Genomic DNA, 19,129 nt, shown 5'->3' on the forward strand with positions numbered 1-19,129 from the left:
AATAAAAGGACTGTCGATCGATGAAAAGATGGATACGGTTTCAAGATTGGAGCTTAAGGTGGAAGTCTTTCCTGATTCTATTATCGTTAATCTTTATTCCTGCGTTAACAATCAGTTTCCTCGTTTACTACCAGTCAAATTCGATTTTAGAGAAACAGGTCATTGAACGAAACGAACAGAATCTCCGGCACATTGAGCATAACTTGCTGGAAGTAATGAGGGGAATGGAGGAGCTCTCAAGTTATATCATTTATAGCGAAGAATTCAGGCGGTACATGACGATGTCTGTGGATGAGGCCGATAGTGATCCTGAAGAAGTACAACGACTCCAAGACCATATCCGAGGCTTTTTTACCTTTCACCTGAACAACAAGCATTATGTGAACTCCGCCTACCTTGAAGGGGTAAATGGGACGCAGCTTCATCTTGGGGAGCGAATTTCTGGAGATGAGCAAGAGTGGGAGGAGATTGCTCAGACTCTTCAAGGGAAAATTCTGTGGACTGATCCCTATCAGATGGAGCGCGGGGGCTGGGTGCCGGAAGACTATCAGATGATTTCTCTTTTTCGAGTCATTAATAATCTATTCGATATTACAGAACCAATCGGGCAGGTGAGGATCCGACTAGATGAACAAGAGCTTTTTTCATACATGACAAATGGATACATGAATCCAAATGATGAGATGGTGTTACTGCAACAGGATGGACTCGTTCTTTCTCATCAAGATAAGCAGCTTGTTGGACAGCGGTATCCAAATGAACAGGTGATTCAACAGGTAAAAGAAGAGTCTGGACTCTTTACATACGATGAAAACGGAGAAGCTTATTATGCTGTGACACGTAAGGTAAAAGGAAGAGATCTATATCTTGTCTCAACAGTGAGTGAGAAGTATATACTCAATGAATTTAGTCATATCCGTACGATGATGCAGATGATTATGATTGGTTCTGGTGTCGTTGGAGTGATCGCATTTTTGGGGTTCATGTTAACGATTATTAGACCCATTACTGATTTAACACGTGAAACAAAACGCCTTGAGGATGGGGATTTTTCTGCCCAGGTTCAGGTTCGTTCTAAGGATGAAATTGGTCAATTGGGCTCTCGTTTTAATAAAGCAGTAAGTCACATTCAATACTTAATTGGGACAAAATATAAGCTTGAAATTCAACATAAAGAGTCTGAATTGAAAGCGCTTCAAAGTCAAATTAATCCTCATTTTCTTTATAACACATTAGATATGATTCGATGGACCGCCCGTCTAGAGCAGGCGAATGAGACCGGCCAAAGTATTGAGGACTTATCCCGACTATTTCGAATTAGCTTAAGCCAAGGGAAACTGCTCATTCCTCTTAAAGACGAAATGACGTATGTACAGAGCTATCTCCAGTTACAGAAAAGACGTCTAGGAGGAATGTTGACTTTTTCAGCCTATATGGAAGCTGGGATTGAAAAAAATCTCGTATTAAAGCTCATTCTACAGCCATTGGTGGAGAATAGCCTCCAACACGGATTTGAAGAGATAGATGAGAATAACGTGATACGTATTCGTGCATTTCGTTCAGGTGATTTGATCGTGATTGATGTGATCGACAATGGAGGTGGCCTCTCTATGGGGGTTGATGCATTTAATGACTCGTTAAAGCAACAGACTGAACAGAATGGATTTGCATTAAAAAATATACACGAACGCTTAGAAAATAAGTTTGGAGCGCCTTACGGGTTGAGAGCGATTCAAAGTGAACAAGGCACACATGTCCAAATTACGATCCCTAATCAAATCATAGAGGAGGACCGAGAATGACAGTAAAGATGCTCATTGTTGATGATGAACCAGTCATTTGTCAGGGGCTTAAGGAAACCATTGATTGGCAAAGTATTGGTGTAGAGGTAATTGGAACAGCTTTTAATGGTAAGAAGGCGTTGGAGGTGCTCAACAGGGATAAAGTTGACTTAATTTTAACGGATATCTCTATGCCTGAGATGGATGGCCTTCAATTAGCAGAACATGTTGTAAGCAACTATCCAGATATCAAGATGATCATTATTAGTGGGTACGATGAATTTGAATATGCACGCAAGGCGATTCGAATAGGGGTAGAGGATTATTTACTGAAGCCAGTAAATGTGGATGAGTTACTGAATCTCGTGAAGAAGGTGGCAACAACCATTTTAGAGAATCAAGAAATAAGCTCCTATCCTAAAGAAGCCGGTGGCCAAATAATCGCAGCCTTGTTAAAGCAGGATGAGAAGGAAATCAAATCCGGTATCACCTACACATGCTCTGTCTTAGAAAAATATTCGCCGCAAAAAGCTTTACCACTTTATCAGAAGCTCGTACTAACCCTAAAACAACAGCTCCAAGATCGATTGCCAAACAAGTCATTTGATCAAGTGGAGTTGAACCTTTTCGAGAACAAAGAATTAAGAAGCCTGAAACACGATTTTGAAACGGATGTTCTAAACTTATTTAATCAATTAAAAGATTCAGAGGGAGTGCACTGGATTATCGAAAACATAAAGCGTTATATCGATAAGAACTATCAGCAAGATTTGCGTGCCTCTGATGTAGCCGAACAGCATTACATCAGTCCAAATTACTTCAGTATGCTTTTTAAACAGGAAACGGGTAGAAGTTTTTCTGAGTACCTTAATGGATTAAGAATTAATAAGGCATCTAAGCTTTTACTGGAAACATCTAATAAGGTCTTTGAGATAGCGGAGTACGTGGGCTACAAGGAGTATAAATATTTTGTCCAGGTTTTTAAGAAGCAAGTCGGTGTCACGCCAACCGAATACCGCCGCCTAAATGCATCTCATGATCTACGAAAAAAATAGATATTATCGTAGCTTTTAGGATTTTTGAGCTTACACGTTCCCTTTACAATACAAATAGTAAACGCTTTCAAATTTGCGTGAAGGGAAGGAAGCCTATGCATTTAATCAAGAGTAACTGGAAAATTGCCCTTGGTGTCATACCGGCTCTACTTATATATTGTATCTTTAGCATCATTCCAATCTTTATCTCCTTCTACTACTCATTTATGTCGTGGAATGGATTTTCTGCAATGCAGTATGTTGGCCTTGCAAATTTTAAAGCGATTTTAAATGACTCTGTATTCTGGCTATCCGTTCAAAATAACCTTATTGTCGTAGCGGCATCTGTATTCGGGCAGATCCCAATTGCGCTCGTGCTTGCTTTACTTCTTAATCAGAAAATTAAAGGGGCTAAATTCTTCCGAACGATCGCATTCTTACCTGTTGTGATATCGACGGTTGTTATTTCACTCACATGGCGCCTGATTTTTAACGTGGAACAAGGCTTATTGAACAACCTATTAGATAACCTGGGCTTGAGTGCACTGGCTCAGAACTGGCTCGGAAATCCTGACTATGCCATGTACGCGATTGCTGTTGTGATCATCTGGCAGTTTGTTGGACTTTATTTCATTATCTTCTTATCTGCCTTACAAACCGTACCAAGAGATATCCTTGAAGCAGCGGACTTGGATGGAGCAACCGAATGGCAAAAAACACGCTATGTCACCTTACCATCCATTTGGGGTGTCATTATCATCGCTGTGATTCTTTGCATAAGTGGAAGCTTAAAGACCTTTGACCTCATTTACGTGATGACAGGTGGAGGACCGGCGAATTCAACAGAGGTAATGGCTACATATATGTACACAGAAACCTTCCAGGGCTTGAGATACGGGTACGGAAGTGCGATCTCTGTTCTTATCTTTGTCTTTAGTATCGTAATGATCATCCTAGCAAATGTCTTACTCAAAAAACGTGGGAACCGAAAGCCGGTTTAAAAGGAGGCACACCATGCAAATTGAAACTACACAAAAATCTCCGATAAATGAAAAAACAGCAAGAGCAAAAAAAATCGCTCGCCGCTCCTTCATTTATGTTATTCTCATTGCCTTTGCGATTGTGAACGCCTATCCCATTGTCTGGATGATCATGAACTCATTTAAATCAGGCCAGGACTTTGCCTTAAACCCTTTTGGCCTGCCTACAGAATGGGTCTGGACAAATTATATAGAAGCGTGGGTTACAGCGAACATCAACACCTACTTCTTTAACAGTGTCTTTGTCGGAGTGGTGGCCGTATTCCTAACCGTTCTTTTTGGCGCATTGGCCTCCTACTTCCTAGCCCGATTTACATTCAGAGGCCAAAAAGTACTATACTCCTTTTTTATCCTAGGACTTCTGGTACCTATTCACGCAACACTCGTGCCGATGTTTATCCTCATGCAAAAAATAGGATTTATTGATACGCACCTTGCTTTAATCTTTCCATACATTGCATTTAACCTATCCATTACCATCTTCTTACTAACAAGCTTTATGAAATCCTTCCCTAAGGAAATAGAAGAATCCGCAATCATGGATGGCGCAGGAGTGTTTCGCATATTCTGGTCAATCATTTTGCCAATGACACGCCCAGTGCTCGCAACCGCTATTATTATTAACTTCATTAACAACTGGAACGAATTCAGCTTTGCACTAGTCCTCATCAACGACGATGCACTTCGAACCCTGCCACTCGGACTAGCAAACTTTGCAGGACAGCACTCAACAAATTACACAGCTCAAATGGCAGCCTTGACCATCGTCTTAATCCCAACGATTCTCTTCTATTTATTTATGGAGAAGCAGATCGTGCAGGGGATGACGCAAGGAGCGGTTAAAGGGTAGAGGAATTTTGGTGGAGTTGAAGTCATGATCATTTTCGTTTGCAATGCGTGGCATTGTGGCGGGGTGGTGGTGGCTTTTTTTGTGTGTTGTGTGGCTAGGTGCGTGGGAATAGGGAGGGCGGTGTGTGAAAAAGAGGTAGGATGCGCGAAAAAAGGGGCCAATGCTTAAAAAAGCCTTCCTCCACAATGGAAAAGAAGGCTCCCCTCTATTAATTTGCACTCACTTTTTCAAAATACGATTTCATCTCTGAGCTTACCTGTTCGAGATCGTTAATTAGCTGGCCAAAGTCAGTGACGAGTCCTGACTGCTCATCAGAAGCCTGCTTAATTTTCCCTACGCTCGACACAAGTGCTTTCATATGTTCTTGAATATCTTTGAGAGAGTCGTTGATGTTACTTGTGGTTTTTGTTGTTTCATCTGATAACTTTCGTACTTCTCCTGCAACAACGGCAAAACCTGCACCCGCTTCTCCGGCACGAGCTGCTTCAATGGAAGCATTTAAGCCAAGCACCTTCGTTTGTCGTTGGATGTTGGCAATTTCCTCTGCCGATTCTACTGTTTGATTTGTTAAAGTTAAAGACTGAGTCGATTGATGAGAAATCTGTACACTTGATTCAGCCAATTGTTTTGAATGATCGGCGACAACCTTTGAAGCCTCTTGTAGACCATTGATAATGCCTCCAATAGTTTGCATATATTCATCTAGCTGTCGTTTTGATTCCAACGAACGAACCGCGGCAAACTGACCAATCACTTGACCTGTCTCATCTTTAATTGGAAAGGCTCGAACAAACACAGGAACCCCATAAACCTCTTTTGGCAAACGTTCAGCTGTATACTCTCCCGCAAAGACCTTCCGTGCATTCGGGTCGTCTTGAGCTAATGGACTTCCTATTGGAATATCTAGGTCAATTTCCGAGCTAGGTAAAAACTGAAGAAACTTCTCACGGTCTGTAATAGCAATTAGAATATCCTTACCAAATACTGTTTGAATATCCTCTGCCGCATGTACTAAACGTTCTAGCTGATTCATCTTACGTTCATCCTCTCAATACGATCACAATTGAAGCTGTACTCTTTTATATCGACTTGTTAGAGCAGGAATTACAGTCAAATAATATCCCATCAACTAATTAGAAAGCTTAATCAATAGATATATGGTATTTTCTGAAAGATTACATTTATATTTAGTAGTAAAGAAAGGTAGTACAAGCCCTTGTGAAAGCGTTTCCTTTTTATTTAGGAAACGATTCATTCTAGCGGGTAACGAGGACTCATTTTACACTTTGTTTAGGAGGTGAATAAGTTGAAGGCACGCCACGTTAAACTGCTTCATTTGTTAAATGACAGAGAGGGAGAATATTTAAGTGGTAAAGCTTTAGCTGAAAACTTAGGTGTGAGTAAACGAACGATACGAGAAGATGTTCGCTTTGTGAATGAACATCATTTAAAAGGTTCATTAATTGTATCTAGCACTAGAAATGGATACAAATTACAAGGAATTATCGATGAGATTAAGGAATCACTTTATTTAGAATTTGTTGAACGAGCGGCATATGTGAGTAAAAGACTTATGGAGCAAGACAGTTGGGTTTCCTCAGAGGAGCTTGCGGAACAGTTACAGGTGTCCACCCAGACGGTGAATGCAGACATACAAAGAATCATATGTAGTATTACAGATCAAACACAGATAACACTGCAAACGCGGCCCTTCTTAGGGGTTAGATTATGTGGGTCCGAATCATCAAAACGAAGTTGGTTTATTTCACTAATCAAGGATGAATATGCATCTAAGGATGAAACGATTTCCGGGCTTACCGCTTTCTTTGAAGGTTGGTTAACTAAGTCAGATCTCACACAAATTGTTCAACAAATGGATGAGATTTTAACTAGTCGGCACATTCAATTAGATATAAAAAGATGGGCAAGGTTGGTAGTGGTTTTAACGACAATCTTTCATCGACAAACTCAGTTCCCGATTACACAATTTGAGCAAGCGACACATCTGGCTGATGAGGACCAACTAGCTGATGCCCTTCTCATTCTCTTAGGAGTAAATAATCATGATGAAAGATCCTGGCTAAGCCTTCACCTTAATGGATTGAAGATTTATTCAAATCCTATGTCATGGAAGAAGAGAGATCATCAAATTAAGCTCTCATTATGCTTAAGGGAATCGCTAGAACAATTGGGACAGCAATATGGATATCCATTATTAATTGATACTCAGTTAATTGAAGGTTTGCAGCAACATCTAGGGAAGGCATATGATTCCCTGCGTCATCACGTTGATGTGTATAACAACCTTCTTCCGCAAATCAAAGAGCAATTTATTCAGGCTTATCAAATGGCAGTGGTCTTAGCAAAGTCTCTAAGTCACAGTCTTTCTTTTTCTATTCCTGAAGAAGAAGTTGGATACTTAGCTCTTCATCTTCAAACAGCTATCGATCGGATGAACGCTGAGCCAGTTCAAGCAGCCATCGTACACAATGGTACAAACATTATGGCCACTTTGATGCGTCAAAAGCTGGAACAATCCATCTTGAATTTATCTATTGAAGGTATTTATAGGCTGGAAAAGATCGGGCGTATTCCTGAAAACGTGAAAGTCATCATTTCTACCAAGCCGATTGCTTTGACCCAAAAACATATTTTAATGACTGAAGAACTTTTGCGTACAAGTGATATTAATCGATTAAAAGCTGGATTACACTTCGGTGAATTAAGAGAGCGAGTGAGTCTTCATAATTTTTTCCTTACGGATGAGCATTCAAAAAAGAGGCTGTTAGAGGAATTCGTCAAACAAGCAAATGTGCAAACCTATCTATCTTCCATTCAAGATAGAGAAAGCTTGTCGACTACAGAAGTAGGGAATAAGATCGCGATTCCTCATCCACTTGTTTCTGCAGATGTTCCGCGTTCTGAAATTTATGTTTGTGTAAACAAGCGGTGTATCCATTGGGGGACTCGTTCCGTACAAATCGTATTTCTTCTTTTGTTAAGTGAGAAGGATACCATATTTTATGAATCTATTTTCAGAGAGATTTATCAATTCATGCGTTCAGAAAAAGGAATTACACATCTATTGCAGGGGAAAAGCTATCAATCATTTATTGAGTCTTTAAATATGTAGAAAAAGTAGGAGGATATCTATGTTAATGACAATGAAGGATTTATTGAAAGTGGCCTATGAACATAAATTTGCAGTGGGATCTTATAACGTTTCAAATAGTGAGCTACTTAGAGCAATTATAGAAACGGCTGAGGAGAAAAAATCTCCGGCCATCCTACAAATTCACCCAAATGAGTTAGCACTTGTTGGAGATGAGTTTGTAGCCTATGCAAGAGAGGCTGCTTATAAATCAACGGTGCCAGTCGTCATTCATCTTGATCATGGTGGGAGTATAGAGGATATAGCAAGAGCGATTAAAAATGGGTATACGTCAGTCATGATAGATGCCTCCCACCTCTCATTTGAAGAAAATATTGAACTGACTAAACGAGGAGTGGAACTTGCTCATTCGGTTGGTATATCGGTAGAAGCTGAGCTGGGTACAATTGGAAATAATGATGGTAGCTCAGAAGGTGGAGCTGATCATATTCTGTATACTGAACCAGAAGAGGCGAGAGAATTTGTAGAACGTACGGGGTGCGATACACTTGCGGTTGCGATTGGTACGTCGCATGGATTCTACCCGAAGAATTTAAAACCTAAAATTCAACTTGATAGGCTAGAAAAAATTCATGAATTAGTAAATATCCCACTTGTACTACATGGTGGGTCAGATAACCCAGATGAGGATATTCGGAACTCAACTAAATTCGGTATTGCTAAGATTAATTTATCTAGTGATATGAAAAGAGGCTTCTTCAATCAGTTACGAAAGACACTTGAAGAGAAACCGAATGATTTCGAACCAGATATTCTGTTTCCAGAAGCAAATGAAGCTGCTAAAGAAGTACTCCGTCAAAAAATGGATTTGTTTGGTTCCACTGATAAAGCACACTTATATCATTTGGGTGAATTTTAAATATGGAGTTAACCACTATACTGCAATCAAATTTTATTCAATTTGATATGAAAGCGCAAACAAAAAATCAGGTGCTTGAACAACTAATCGAGCAGTTAGCAGCATCCGGGATGGTTACCTCAAAACAAGGTTTTTTAGAAGATGTTTTAGAAAGAGAAAAGCTGGGACCAACGGGGATTGGTAGTGGTATTGCTATTCCGCATGGAAAATCCATTCACGTAAATGAAGCTGCAATAGCAATAGGAAGAATGGTTGATGTGATTGAGTGGGAAAGCTTAGATGATCAGCCCGTAAAAACAATTATTCTCTTTGCGGTACCAGAGTCTGATCATCAAAATACCCATCTTAAATTACTGGCTAAGGTAGCTAGCTCTTTGGCAAACGAAAAGACTTGTTACATTGTTCTATATTCCAATGATAAGGAAGAAATAATTGAAGCACTTTCTTAAGGAGGTCTCATAATGAAAATCGTCGGGGTGGCAGCATGCACAGCTGGGATTGCTCATACTTTCCTTGCTAAAGAAAAACTTGTTCAAGCGGCTAAAGATGCTGGACATCAAGTGAAAATTGAAACTCAAGGTACGATTGGAACGGAGGATGAATTGTCTTTAAAGGATATCGCTGAAGCCGATGTAGTAATCATTGCAGCAGATATAAGTATCTCAGGAAGAGATCGGTTTAAAGAAAAACAAGTCATTCATATCCCAACACATATTGCTATTAAATCACCAAAAGCACTTATGACCAAGATTGAGACTGAATTAAATGCCTCAAACTAGGAGGATAGCATGAAACATACGGGGAAAGTAATAAAAAAGCATCTATTAACGGGAATTTCATACATGATTCCATTGATTGTTGCATCAGGGTTATGTATTGCGTTAGCTCAGATTTTTGGTGGGACAGATGTTGCCCAAAACGCAGGTACCATTCCGTTTTATTTAAATCAAATAGGTGGCTGGGGAATGGGTTTGGTTGTGCCATTATTTACAGCTGCTATCGCGATGTCCATTGCCGACCGTCCAGCTTTTGCCCCAGGTTTAGTGATTGGCTATGTAGCCGTTCAGATTTCAACTGGTTTTATTGGAGGAATTGTAGGAGGATTCTTAGTAGGGTATGTAGTGGTAGCCATTAAGAAGTATATTAAAGTACCTACAAGCATGATTGGTCTCATGCCTATCATGATCATACCATTGTTAGCAACCGTTATCTGCGGGATTTTAATGCTGACGATCGTTGGTCAACCGATTGCTGGCTTACAGACATTTTTACTGAGTTTTCTTCAGAGTATGCAGGGCAGTTCACGGTTTGTAATGGGTACGATTCTTGGTGCAATGTCTAGTTTTGATTTTGGTGGGCCAGTTAATAAAACGGCGTCTTTATTTGCAGATGGCTTGTTAGTAGATGGAATTTATGAGCCTCAGGCTGTTAAATTTATAGGATCCATGGTTCCTGTATTTGGAATTGCACTTTCATTCGTATTAACACGTTATAAGTACACGAAAACCGAGAAAGAAGCGTTAAAAGCAGCAGTACCAATGGGAATTTGTATGATCACAGAGGGTGTGATTCCAATTGCTGCTAGAGACCTTATCCGAGTAGTGGCTTCTTGTTCGATCGGTTCAGCCATTGGAGGGGGACTCTCAATGGTACTGGGAGTAGGAAGTACCGTTCCTCATGGGGGACTGTTTGTTGTCCCACTTATGATTCACCCTTGGTCTTTTGTCTTGTGCCTAACTATAGGTAGTGTGATTACCGGAGTAATGCTTTCGGTATGGAAGCCAGTAGTGAAGGAGCATGAAAAAGAACAGGATAACGAAGAACGAGAAGAAGCAGAAGCTGACTTATCTGGAATCAACTTTACAAAAGGGATGTGAGAAGGGGAGTAGATCCTATGCAATCTAATAACGTTGTCGAAATGACGATCAATCAATTAAAGGAACATGGGATAAAACTAACAGAAACAGAGAAGTTAAAAGTGGAGGTTACTGACTTCGGACTTGGCCAACAGTTCACGGTCGGACTCCAGTTGTTTACCTATATTAATACGGATAGATACTGTGCTAAGGAGCTTGTTCTGTTTCCTTCTCAAACGTGTCCAGAACATAAACACCCAAATCAAAATGGCCAACCAGGAAAGCAGGAAACGTTTCGTTGTCGTTCCGGTCGAGTGCACTTATTCGTGGAAGGCGAAGAGAAGAAGGAATCAGACATTGAGCCTCCTAACAAGGATACCGTCAATTATACGGCCAAGCGCGAGATCATTTTACGTCCTGGTGAACAATATACCATTGACCCGAACACGCTTCACTGGTTTCAAGCTGGTAAAAATGGAGCAATTATATCTGAATTTTCTTCAACAAGTGACGATGCAAGTGACATATTTACTGATGTAAGGGTGAAGAGATGAGTCAATTTAAGGGTCTGCTGTCCAGTGGGACGGTGGATTTTTTGTTGTAAGTTGTTAATTAACAAACTGTTTGTAATTCATGACCTCACGCTGTATGATTGGAAATTATTTTAACAGAATGAGTGGGGATTTTATTGAAAAGAAGTTTATATTTGATTTGTATAGCGTTTTTCGCTTTAACTGCATGTACAAATAGTATTGAAGAAGCTAAGGTTCAAGAAGTCGAAACAAGTGGAAATGGCTAAGATGGGGGCACAAGTATTCCTGAGTTAACACAAGATCAAATTGATGAGTTATATGATTCGTATATAGAAGATCAAGCAGAAGTTACATATACTATGAGTGAACTCGAAGAAGTCTTTTATAAAGGGATGACATACAACGATTTTGTAGAAGCCTTTACAGGAAAATATCACATTTTAGAGGCTTATCTAAATGAAGAGTCAAATCAAGTATTATATGTTTTCTTAGCAAGTGATGGTTTCTTAGGTGTCTTAGAAACTCCTAATGAAGGGTTACAAAAGTTTGAACGTTTTCAAGATATGCATGATGCTTCTCAGTACTTTAATTAAAAAAGAACCATCAATAGCAGCTGCTGTTGATGGTTCTTGATACTGGATTAGAAGAATTGCTATTGCATACAAAGCAATACCAATACCTACGTAGAGAAAGCCTTTTAATCTTTTGTTTTTCATTTTCCAATATCGAATAATCGTGTATATTCCAAACAAAGGAAATAAGATACTTGCCAATAAAATAATTAAGATAAGATAAACTAACATGTAAGCCTCCATTTAATAGATACATTCTTACATAAACACAACACTACTCATCAAACGCAGGATGATTCCAATACTCATCTGCAATATTTGGTACGTTCTCGAATAAGACGTTATCAAAATTGATTTTTTCGCGTGTTTCTTGACTGAATGATGTTTTCATCACGATGTCATCGCTCTTATTACCGAATCGATCAACCATTGTAGATACGATGTTAAAATCTATTTGTTTGATGTCTTCCTCTTCTTTTAAATCTTCTAGTACTTCAAGTTGTTTTTTGTACCATGATTGTTTAGTGAGATTATTGGTTAAATTTTCAGGTCCAACTACTTTTACTAATACAAAATCATCAAATTGATTGTAAACAATGTCATCTACTTCACCGAAAGCATCTTCTGCTGATAAATGTATACGCTCCTCGAGCGATAACTCTTCTTCATTAGATTCTGGTGAATCAGCTTTAGCTGTTTCGACCTCTTCATTTTCATTACCCGGTATGAAAATGAATGCTAAGATTATGGCTACAATACCAATCCCCATACGGGTCATTGATTTAGAACTAGCCTTTTTTTGTTTCTCTTTAATGTCCTTGATCAGTGGAAAAACTGCACTGATAATTGCAACCAAACCCACTAATAATAAAATAAAACCTAGAAATTCCATTAAAACCTCCATGAACTACTTATTAACGAAGTTTCCAATTATACATGAATTTTATAATGAGTAAATAGTTGTAGATTAAAGAAAGTAAAGAAACCAAATTGTAATCCATGTTTTCCCTTTTAAAGAACAGGGAATTGAAATATACATACATTAAGAAGGTGAGCACATGCGGAAACTTTCCATAACTAGAATCATATTAGTAGTCCTTATCATCGTAGTGGGAATCCTGGAAATTGCAGATGTTATTTCTATAATCGGCGAACCAGTTGTAAGATACTGTATTTATGGCGGTTTACTCCTTATGCTCGCCTACCAATTATTTGAAGCCAAACAAAAAGAAAAGAACCAAACCGACCAGTAACAAAATGAGCAGCCACCCACTCGGATGGTTGCCTTTTCTTGTGGTTGGACACGCTAACTTGGTAGGATACATAAGTACGTATATTGAAATTGGAGGACCCACCATGAGCAACGATATTTTCCGCATCGCAACGAAAGAAGATGCGCCTGCTTTTCTTGAATTAATGAATACAGCCTTTAAGCCACTTGCTGATATGGGCATTGACTGGCCATCAACTCGCGCTACGCTTGAGATGGTCACTGAAAATATAGATAAATCCACAGCCGTTGTGCTTGAAAGAGATGGCCGTCTCATCTCAACGATTACAATCCGATTCCCATGGGAGAGTACCACGCCCGTTTCAGGGTATCCCTTTGTCTGGTGGTTTGCGACCGCCCCTGACCTCAGTGGACAAGGAGTCGGCAACAAGCTAATGGAGTATGTGGAGAACGAGCTACTCATCAACACGTTCAAAGTACCAGCTTACGTGCTTGGCACCTCAGGCCGCAAACATCCATGGCTACTGGATATGTATAAGCGTAAGGGGTATGTGGATTACTTCAGCCATGAGAATGACAACGGAGATCTTGGTGTGTTGATGTATAAGGTGTTGATTCCGGAGCGGTTTGATAAGGACGTTCTTGGGAAGCCGCCGACGGGGAAATAACTAAAAGAATAACAAGTATCAAAACCGCAATCTTTATATTGCAGTTTTTATATTGAAAAAAATATAAGAAAGATACTTAAACATTCTCCAGGATGATCCGATATAAAAAATAACACGCCAGAAATGGCTGTTAAACCATAACAACAACCCAACACAAGGATGTGTAACGGGTCAAAACTCAAGGAGGAACAACACATGATTATTAACCACAATCTATCCGCAATGAACGCGCACCGTCAACTTGGTGCCAACCAAGCAAACGGAGCAAAAGCTCAAGAAAAACTTTCTTCAGGTCTTCGCATCAACCGTGCAGGAGATGACGCTGCTGGTCTTGCAATCTCTGAAAAAATGCGTGCTCAAGTACGTGGTCTAGATCAAGCTAGTAGTAATGCTCAAGACGGTATCTCTTTAATTCAAACTGCTGAAGGTGCTTTAAGTGAGACTCATTCAATACTTCAACGTATGCGTGAGCTTGCAACACAAGCTTCAAATGGTACGAATACAGAGTCTGACCGTAACGAAATCCAAAAGGAAATTGATAACTTAACTTCTGAGATTAACCGTATTGGTAATACTACAGAGTTTAACACTCAAAAAGTACTTAATGGTGGTCTAGATAGCTCTGATGGAAGTAAGATAACTAAAGCTACTACTGCATCTGTTGATGGTAATGTTTTAACTGAAGGAGCATTAAACTTAGCAGGAGTAAAAGTTACTGTTGATGGAACTACATTTGATGTTTCTAGTCTCACTGTTGGTACAGCTGCAGACGCTGGTGCAACACCACCAGTAGTTGCAAGCACTGCCGAAGCAAATGCAACTGAATTAGCTACTAAATTGAAAGATTTAACAGCTGGCGGGAAAAAGCTTAGTGATCTAGTTGATATTAAAATCAACGTTGAAGACAATGCTGGAACAAACGAATATAGTCTATCTTTCACTACTAAATCTTCAGGAACTACAAGTGAAATTAAGTTTACCGATACTAATGATGTAATTACTACAGCAGGAAGCAAGAGCGATGTTGGTAAACCATCTACTATTGAACGTCATGGTATTGAGGGTGGGACTGCTTTAGAAGCAACCGCTAAGACTATTGCCGCAGGATCTTCTTTTGATATTAAAGTTGGGAGCGAAAGTCCTGTAACTGTAACATTAAAAGAGGGCAAAACATATGCAACTAATGATAATGACGCTAATGTTGCAAAGGCTGCAAGTCAAGAATTAATTAAAGACTTGAATGCTGCTCTACAAGATGCAGGATTAAGTGGTAAGGTAACTGCTAGTCTTTCTACAGATAATAAAGTTCAATTTATTTCTGAAACTGGAAAAGACATTTCTCTTACAGAAGGAACTAATAACCCACTAGCTGAAATTGGAATCACAACTGCTACTGATACTGTTGCAAACGTAGAACAGGTAATAGGTTCAGGTGCCCAAGGTTCAGGATTCCAAGTTAAATTCCAAATTGGCGCAAATAAAGGTCAATCTATGAATCTGAACATTAATGACATGCGAGCTTCTGCACTTGGGTTAACTGGAAATGTTGGTCAAGAAGGCTTTGCAAGCGAGAATAATGTTACAAATGGTTCGAATGATATTAAAGCTGAAGCTTCTCTAGATCTTTCTACTCATGAAAGTGCTTCTGCTGCAATTGAAACAATCAATAAAGCAATTGAGACAGTTTCATCTGAACGTTCAAACCTAGGGGCTGTTCAAAACCGCTTAGAGCATACAATCTCTAACTTGAACAACTCTTCTGAGAATCTTCAAGCTGCTGAGTCTCGTGTACGTGACGTTGACATGGCGAAAGAAATCATGGAGTTCACTAAGAACAACATTCTTTCTCAAGCTTCTCAGTCTATGCTTGCTCAAGCAAACCAAGCTCCACAACAAGTTCTTCAACTTCTTGGATAATCTTTTATCCAACTTTAAGACTCCGGTTTTCCGGAGTCTTTTTATTTTTACATTAAAAAGACTGGACGATTAAATCGTCCAGTCCAATTGACTATTCTTCCGCTGCCAACATATACGCCGCCGTCTCCCGCATCTCCTGAAGACCAGACACCTCTGCATACTCCGCAACAGTAATCCCACTCGTCGTTAACAGCTCCACAATATGCTCCTCCATTCGCGACCACGTTCGTCCGCCTGCGTTATCGTAAGCATTAATTAACTTGGCTAGTCCTTCTTTCCCAAAAAGAAGTTGATGAGACAAAAAGTCCACAGATACGTCGCCAATTCCTACTTCTGTCCAATCGATAATTCCTGTAACTTGATTCTGGTTGTTAACGATCAGGTGTCCTGGATGCAGATCACCATGCTTTACTCCAACGTCGGAGGGCCACATTAAGTCATTTGCTAACCATGCTTGCCAACGTTCCCATCTTGCAGGATTAATCTCATATTGACTGTTTACTCGGTCCATTCGTTTTTTCATTGAAGTTCTAAGTTCACTAGGGTGAAGATTCTCTACACCTATTTCATGAAAAGATTTTTGAGGTAGAGCATGTAAGTTTGCTAATGCTTTCCCGAGTGATTGATAATAAGCCGTTGGGACATTCGTTTCATCAAAGGTCCATTTATATTGTTGTTTTTCCAAGTCGATCGTCGCTGCGGGTTGGCCTTTTAGTTGTTTATAGGCAATTAATTCATCAGAAAAGATCTGCCAATGAGGCACCTCGAAGCTTACTTGGCTTTGAATGATTTCTAATGCTTTTTTCTCCTTAATGGAATGTCTCCTGGACTCAGGTCGGCGGGGCAAACGCAAAATCCACTGATCTCCTTGCTGATCGGTCGCATAGGCTACTTGAAAGTCGACTCCTGATTCGTTGAGTTTGATGCTGCTCTCAAGGATATTTAATCCCTTGTTCGCTGCTAGTTGTTTTAGTTTTTGTGTATTCATATGTTTGTCCTCCAGTATTAGTTTTACTAAAAAACACAGACATTCGCTGTCTGTGGAGGAGTAAACGAGTATAGGAAAAAGGCAGATGAATTCTGCCTTTTTTTATCCGTAGAAGATCATTAAAAATGTGCAGACTACTCCCGTTTACTCTATTTGTGAAAATAGAGCCATTGAACGATTTAATTAGTTCTTGTTCAATGTTTGCTGGCGTAATCTTCCGGATGGCATCATTTTTAACAATCCTCCTTTATGTAGGTTATGTCTTACTATACCTTGAATGACGGGTGGTGTCGAATGTTGATTGAATGTAAGGAACATGTTTAAAACCCCTCAATTGGTTGAATAAGGAATATACATAATTATTTTCTTGAAATGCCTGCAACTATTTATACGTTTGTTTCGTGGGTTAAGTGTAGAGGAGGATCATCATGGATTTAGATCAGATCTATCTCGATTATTTTAATGATCTTTATCGTTATCTGTATTTTCTTTCTAATGATCACCATCAGGCTGAGGATCTGGCGCATGAGACGTTTTATCGTGCTTTCTTAGAAATGAGGAGTTCAGACATATATGAGGTGAAGCCGTGGCTTTTTAAGGTTGGGTATCATGCGTTCATTGATCTCGCGAGGCGAAATAAAAAAATGGTTGTAAGTGACCACGTGACGAAGCGTATGACCGAAGGATTTGAAAGCGGTTCATCTCCTGAGGAAACCTATTTACAAAAAGAAGGGCTTCAAGAATTAATTCACTATCTTGAAGCGTTATCCTCATATGAGAAACATGCCATCATCTTATGTGACTTTCACCAATTAAAAGAAAGAGAAGCAGCAGAGATCTTAAACTTGAAGTTGAACACGTTAAAAAGTCATATCTATCGAGGGAGAAGAAAAATGATTGAGATGATTGAAGGGAGCGATCCACATGAAGGAAGATGACCATAAATCAATATATGAAAAGAAAATAGAGCAGGTGACTTCTCAGTTTGAAGGGATGCCTGTGAACAAACAAAAGAAATTGATCAAGAAAGAGAGGCTTCGTGCCAATGTAACAAATGTAGTCAGTAGTTTAAGTGTCCTCTTATTAATTCTTCCACTTATGACATTAGGTTCTTATATCTACTACGGAATAAGTGATCGGGCAAACAATTATATTGAAGTCACGTTGAATGCCATTTATTTAACGAAACCAAATACAGATATCTTTAACATTGAGAGTCAAATTGGGATGTTTACGATCGACTTAGATTTAGAGATGAGCAAACGGATTGGTCAAACAGATTATCACACTGGAGATTATTCATATGCTATGTCTTTTAATGAACTGACTGACGTGAAGGAAAGAAGCTATGCTATGCAGCCAATTGTGGATAGGCAAATAAGCGGACCTACCTTTATTCATCCATATAAAGGCGGGATGATTGATTCCCCCGGAACAGAGATCCTTTTGAGTTTGCCAGATAGCTATGTGGCTGAAGTGCATATTTCCTTTGATGAAGTTTATTCGGTAGACGAGGTCTCGAACTTTCTACCAAATGAAGCTGACCCTGTATGGATTGCAGTGGATACAGGGAGAGATGACTCGATTGAAGGAACGAACGTTGTGAAGAGACCATTTGGCTTTCCAGTTTCTACGATGAATTATTGGTCAACTGTATTTTTAAGTGAAAACAATCGTTCCGATGCATTTATTCAAGCGTTGAATTCATTATCAGAACATCAAGACTTTACGGAGTCATTATTTAGCACGAACAAGTTATTCATTGATGAACGAATTCATTACATTGAAGAAAACGGTGTATCCGTTTATGGAGCGACGGTTACAGGGTCTGTAGAGGATCTAAGGAAGTTAATCGATGTTGAACAGGTGCGAAATATTGAAGTGGGGGAGACTCATTATGGCGATCAGTAAAAGACATCGAGTGGCTGACTTTTTTGGCTTTGGAGCGTTCTTAGTAGCCGTCGTTAATCTTATTTTAATAAACTTTATTATTCTCACAAATACATCTGGGAGCTCCGCATTTATGTTCTACTCACCGGCTTATGGGGTGGTACTTGGGATGATATCGCTGCTATTTAAGAGGAGAAGAAATGTGCTCGCAATGTGGGGATTGTTTTTGTGCCTGTTTTTGATTGTGTTTCAGTTTCTGATGTTTGGCTTGTCTTGGACGATTAATCCGAGGATATAGATGTGGGGAGAAAGTTGAGCATAGTGAAGTTAAAAGGTCTTTGCTTAAATACTAATTACTTGTAAACTTATACAGATTTAGGTAGAATCTTATTACGGTCATTTAATTGGGAAAATTCTGCGAAATTATAGCTTATTCCTAGGATAAGCGAGATGAACTGTTCGAAATGTCCTCTAGGAAGCGTCGACTGAATGGCTGAATGCTCTTGTGATAACGGTCCGTACAATGTATTGGAATAGCCGGGAGTTTATTAAAGCACGTGATAAGCAAATAGGCACCATATGTATAGTAAGGCTCAACTTAATCAGTCGACACATGCCTAAGAGGCAGAAAACAAATCATCAATTATTATTAATGCTGCCAAATAGGATTAAGTATGCCTAGATACGCAGAGCTACGAAGATTAGAGAAAAATGGTTACCCAATTAGTTTCATTCCAC

The 19,129-nt window shown here is 39.4% G+C and carries 20 protein-coding genes; 17 read left to right on the forward strand and 3 right to left on the reverse strand.

Annotated features, from left to right (window positions below):
- The first annotated feature begins 20 nt into the window (after nt 1–20).
- From JNO66_RS09710 to JNO66_RS09725, 4 genes are all read left to right on the forward strand, one after another.
- A complete protein-coding gene (locus tag JNO66_RS09710) occupies nt 21–1,802 on the forward strand; it encodes a sensor histidine kinase (protein WP_203088044.1) in 1,782 nt (593 codons plus the stop codon).
- Entirely contained in the window at nt 1,799–2,836 is a 1,038-nt protein-coding gene (locus JNO66_RS09715) for a response regulator transcription factor (protein WP_203088045.1), read from the forward strand. Before JNO66_RS09710 ends, JNO66_RS09715 begins: the two co-directional genes overlap by 4 nt.
- Nucleotides 2,837–2,931: 95 nt before the next feature.
- Nucleotides 2,932–3,816 carry a carbohydrate ABC transporter permease gene (locus JNO66_RS09720; protein WP_203088046.1) on the forward strand — a complete coding sequence of 295 codons (885 nt, stop codon included), beginning with the start codon at nt 2,932–2,934 and terminating at the stop codon, nt 3,814–3,816.
- 13 nt (nt 3,817–3,829) lie between these two features.
- Entirely contained in the window at nt 3,830–4,705 is an 876-nt protein-coding gene (locus JNO66_RS09725; protein ID WP_203088047.1) for a carbohydrate ABC transporter permease, read from the forward strand.
- A gap of 208 nt (nt 4,706–4,913) precedes the next feature.
- Here JNO66_RS09725 and JNO66_RS20775 read toward each other — a convergent pair whose 3' ends face one another.
- Complete coding sequence (locus JNO66_RS20775; RefSeq protein WP_203088048.1) at nt 4,914–5,738, reverse strand: methyl-accepting chemotaxis protein; 825 nt, start codon at nt 5,736–5,738, stop codon at nt 4,914–4,916.
- A gap of 273 nt (nt 5,739–6,011) precedes the next feature.
- On the opposite strand from JNO66_RS20775, the gene JNO66_RS09735 reads away from it, so the two are divergent.
- The 7 genes from JNO66_RS09735 to JNO66_RS09765 all read left to right on the forward strand — a co-directional run bounded on the left by JNO66_RS09735 (nt 6,012) and on the right by JNO66_RS09765 (nt 11,718).
- On the forward strand, nt 6,012–7,838 hold the full coding sequence (locus JNO66_RS09735; protein WP_203088049.1) for a BglG family transcription antiterminator: 1,827 nt from the start codon (nt 6,012–6,014) through the stop codon (nt 7,836–7,838).
- A gap of 19 nt (nt 7,839–7,857) precedes the next feature.
- Nucleotides 7,858–8,736, forward strand: coding sequence for a ketose-bisphosphate aldolase (locus tag JNO66_RS09740; RefSeq protein ID WP_203088050.1), 879 nt, complete (start codon nt 7,858–7,860; stop codon nt 8,734–8,736).
- A gap of 2 nt (nt 8,737–8,738) precedes the next feature.
- Nucleotides 8,739–9,185 (forward strand): PTS sugar transporter subunit IIA, encoded by a 447-nt coding sequence (locus JNO66_RS09745; RefSeq protein WP_203088051.1) that lies wholly within the window; start codon nt 8,739–8,741, stop codon nt 9,183–9,185.
- Between the two features lie 12 nt (nt 9,186–9,197).
- Nucleotides 9,198–9,515, forward strand: a complete 318-nt coding sequence (locus JNO66_RS09750; protein WP_203088052.1) for a PTS fructose transporter subunit IIB — start codon at nt 9,198–9,200, stop codon at nt 9,513–9,515.
- Nucleotides 9,516–9,524: 9 nt separating this feature from the next.
- Nucleotides 9,525–10,613 (forward strand): PTS fructose transporter subunit IIC, encoded by a 1,089-nt coding sequence (locus tag JNO66_RS09755; RefSeq protein WP_203088053.1) that lies wholly within the window; start codon nt 9,525–9,527, stop codon nt 10,611–10,613.
- Nucleotides 10,614–10,630: 17 nt separating this feature from the next.
- Nucleotides 10,631–11,146, forward strand: a complete 516-nt coding sequence (locus tag JNO66_RS09760) for a D-lyxose/D-mannose family sugar isomerase (RefSeq protein ID WP_246483225.1) — start codon at nt 10,631–10,633, stop codon at nt 11,144–11,146.
- Between the two features lie 338 nt (nt 11,147–11,484).
- Entirely contained in the window at nt 11,485–11,718 is a 234-nt protein-coding gene (locus JNO66_RS09765; RefSeq protein WP_203088054.1) for a hypothetical protein, read from the forward strand.
- Nucleotides 11,719–11,971: 253 nt separating this feature from the next.
- On the opposite strand, the gene JNO66_RS09770 is transcribed toward JNO66_RS09765, so the two are convergent.
- Nucleotides 11,972–12,589, reverse strand: a complete 618-nt coding sequence (locus JNO66_RS09770) for a hypothetical protein (protein ID WP_203088055.1) — start codon at nt 12,587–12,589, stop codon at nt 11,972–11,974.
- Between the two features lie 166 nt (nt 12,590–12,755).
- Here JNO66_RS09770 and JNO66_RS09775 point away from each other — a divergent pair, with 166 nt between their 5' ends.
- From JNO66_RS09775 to JNO66_RS09785, 3 genes are all read left to right on the forward strand, one after another.
- Nucleotides 12,756–12,950, forward strand: coding sequence for a hypothetical protein (locus tag JNO66_RS09775; RefSeq protein ID WP_203088056.1), 195 nt, complete (start codon nt 12,756–12,758; stop codon nt 12,948–12,950).
- A 103-nt stretch (nt 12,951–13,053) separates the two neighbouring features.
- The gene (locus tag JNO66_RS09780; protein WP_203088428.1) at nt 13,054–13,596 is read left to right on the forward strand and encodes a GNAT family N-acetyltransferase; all 543 of its coding nucleotides are present in this window, start codon (nt 13,054–13,056) and stop codon (nt 13,594–13,596) included.
- Nucleotides 13,597–13,791: 195 nt separating this feature from the next.
- Nucleotides 13,792–15,513, forward strand: coding sequence for a flagellin N-terminal helical domain-containing protein (locus tag JNO66_RS09785; protein WP_203088057.1), 1,722 nt, complete (start codon nt 13,792–13,794; stop codon nt 15,511–15,513).
- 91 nt (nt 15,514–15,604) lie between these two features.
- On the opposite strand, the gene JNO66_RS09790 is transcribed toward JNO66_RS09785, so the two are convergent.
- Entirely contained in the window at nt 15,605–16,501 is an 897-nt protein-coding gene (locus JNO66_RS09790) for a macrolide 2'-phosphotransferase (RefSeq protein WP_203088058.1), read from the reverse strand.
- Nucleotides 16,502–16,929: 428 nt separating this feature from the next.
- Here JNO66_RS09790 and JNO66_RS09795 point away from each other — a divergent pair, with 428 nt between their 5' ends.
- From JNO66_RS09795 to JNO66_RS09805, 3 genes are read left to right on the forward strand one after another with little or no spacing between them, the layout of a single operon-like run.
- Nucleotides 16,930–17,439 (forward strand): sigma-70 family RNA polymerase sigma factor, encoded by a 510-nt coding sequence (locus JNO66_RS09795; RefSeq protein ID WP_203088059.1) that lies wholly within the window; start codon nt 16,930–16,932, stop codon nt 17,437–17,439.
- The gene (locus tag JNO66_RS09800) at nt 17,426–18,412 is read left to right on the forward strand and encodes an anti-sigma factor C-terminal domain-containing protein (protein WP_203088060.1); all 987 of its coding nucleotides are present in this window, start codon (nt 17,426–17,428) and stop codon (nt 18,410–18,412) included. Before JNO66_RS09795 ends, JNO66_RS09800 begins: the two co-directional genes overlap by 14 nt.
- Nucleotides 18,399–18,689: a hypothetical protein gene (locus JNO66_RS09805; protein WP_203088061.1), complete on the forward strand. Its 291-nt coding sequence runs from the start codon at nt 18,399–18,401 to the stop codon at nt 18,687–18,689. The genes JNO66_RS09800 and JNO66_RS09805 overlap by 14 nt, the downstream gene beginning before the upstream one ends.
- Nucleotides 18,690–19,129 lie beyond the last annotated feature (440 nt).

Origin of the sequence: Alkalicoccobacillus gibsonii (assembly GCF_016798245.1) — a bacterium.
Lineage (GTDB): Bacteria > Bacillota > Bacilli > Bacillales > Bacillaceae_D > Alkalicoccobacillus > Alkalicoccobacillus gibsonii.

Excerpts from the sequence above, each read along its gene's own strand:
- JNO66_RS09710 (WP_203088044.1), top strand. The coding sequence starts at position 21 with ATGAAAAGATGGATACGGTTTCAAGATTGGAGCTTAAGGTGGAAGTCT.
- JNO66_RS09715 (WP_203088045.1), top strand. The coding sequence starts at position 1,799 with ATGACAGTAAAGATGCTCATTGTTGATGATGAACCAGTCATTTGTCAG.
- JNO66_RS09720 (WP_203088046.1), top strand. The coding sequence starts at position 2,932 with ATGCATTTAATCAAGAGTAACTGGAAAATTGCCCTTGGTGTCATACCG.
- JNO66_RS09725 (WP_203088047.1), top strand. The coding sequence starts at position 3,830 with ATGCAAATTGAAACTACACAAAAATCTCCGATAAATGAAAAAACAGCA.
- JNO66_RS20775 (WP_203088048.1), bottom strand. The coding sequence starts at position 5,738 with ATGAATCAGCTAGAACGTTTAGTACATGCGGCAGAGGATATTCAAACA.
- JNO66_RS09740 (WP_203088050.1), top strand. The coding sequence starts at position 7,858 with ATGTTAATGACAATGAAGGATTTATTGAAAGTGGCCTATGAACATAAA.
- JNO66_RS09745 (WP_203088051.1), top strand. The coding sequence starts at position 8,739 with ATGGAGTTAACCACTATACTGCAATCAAATTTTATTCAATTTGATATG.
- JNO66_RS09750 (WP_203088052.1), top strand. The coding sequence starts at position 9,198 with ATGAAAATCGTCGGGGTGGCAGCATGCACAGCTGGGATTGCTCATACT.
- JNO66_RS09755 (WP_203088053.1), top strand. The coding sequence starts at position 9,525 with ATGAAACATACGGGGAAAGTAATAAAAAAGCATCTATTAACGGGAATT.
- JNO66_RS09760 (WP_246483225.1), top strand. The coding sequence starts at position 10,631 with ATGCAATCTAATAACGTTGTCGAAATGACGATCAATCAATTAAAGGAA.
- JNO66_RS09765 (WP_203088054.1), top strand. The coding sequence starts at position 11,485 with ATGAGTGAACTCGAAGAAGTCTTTTATAAAGGGATGACATACAACGAT.
- JNO66_RS09770 (WP_203088055.1), bottom strand. The coding sequence starts at position 12,589 with ATGGAATTTCTAGGTTTTATTTTATTATTAGTGGGTTTGGTTGCAATT.
- JNO66_RS09775 (WP_203088056.1), top strand. The coding sequence starts at position 12,756 with ATGCGGAAACTTTCCATAACTAGAATCATATTAGTAGTCCTTATCATC.
- JNO66_RS09780 (WP_203088428.1), top strand. The coding sequence starts at position 13,054 with ATGAGCAACGATATTTTCCGCATCGCAACGAAAGAAGATGCGCCTGCT.
- JNO66_RS09785 (WP_203088057.1), top strand. The coding sequence starts at position 13,792 with ATGATTATTAACCACAATCTATCCGCAATGAACGCGCACCGTCAACTT.
- JNO66_RS09790 (WP_203088058.1), bottom strand. The coding sequence starts at position 16,501 with ATGAATACACAAAAACTAAAACAACTAGCAGCGAACAAGGGATTAAAT.
- JNO66_RS09795 (WP_203088059.1), top strand. The coding sequence starts at position 16,930 with ATGGATTTAGATCAGATCTATCTCGATTATTTTAATGATCTTTATCGT.
- JNO66_RS09800 (WP_203088060.1), top strand. The coding sequence starts at position 17,426 with ATGAAGGAAGATGACCATAAATCAATATATGAAAAGAAAATAGAGCAG.
- JNO66_RS09805 (WP_203088061.1), top strand. The coding sequence starts at position 18,399 with ATGGCGATCAGTAAAAGACATCGAGTGGCTGACTTTTTTGGCTTTGGA.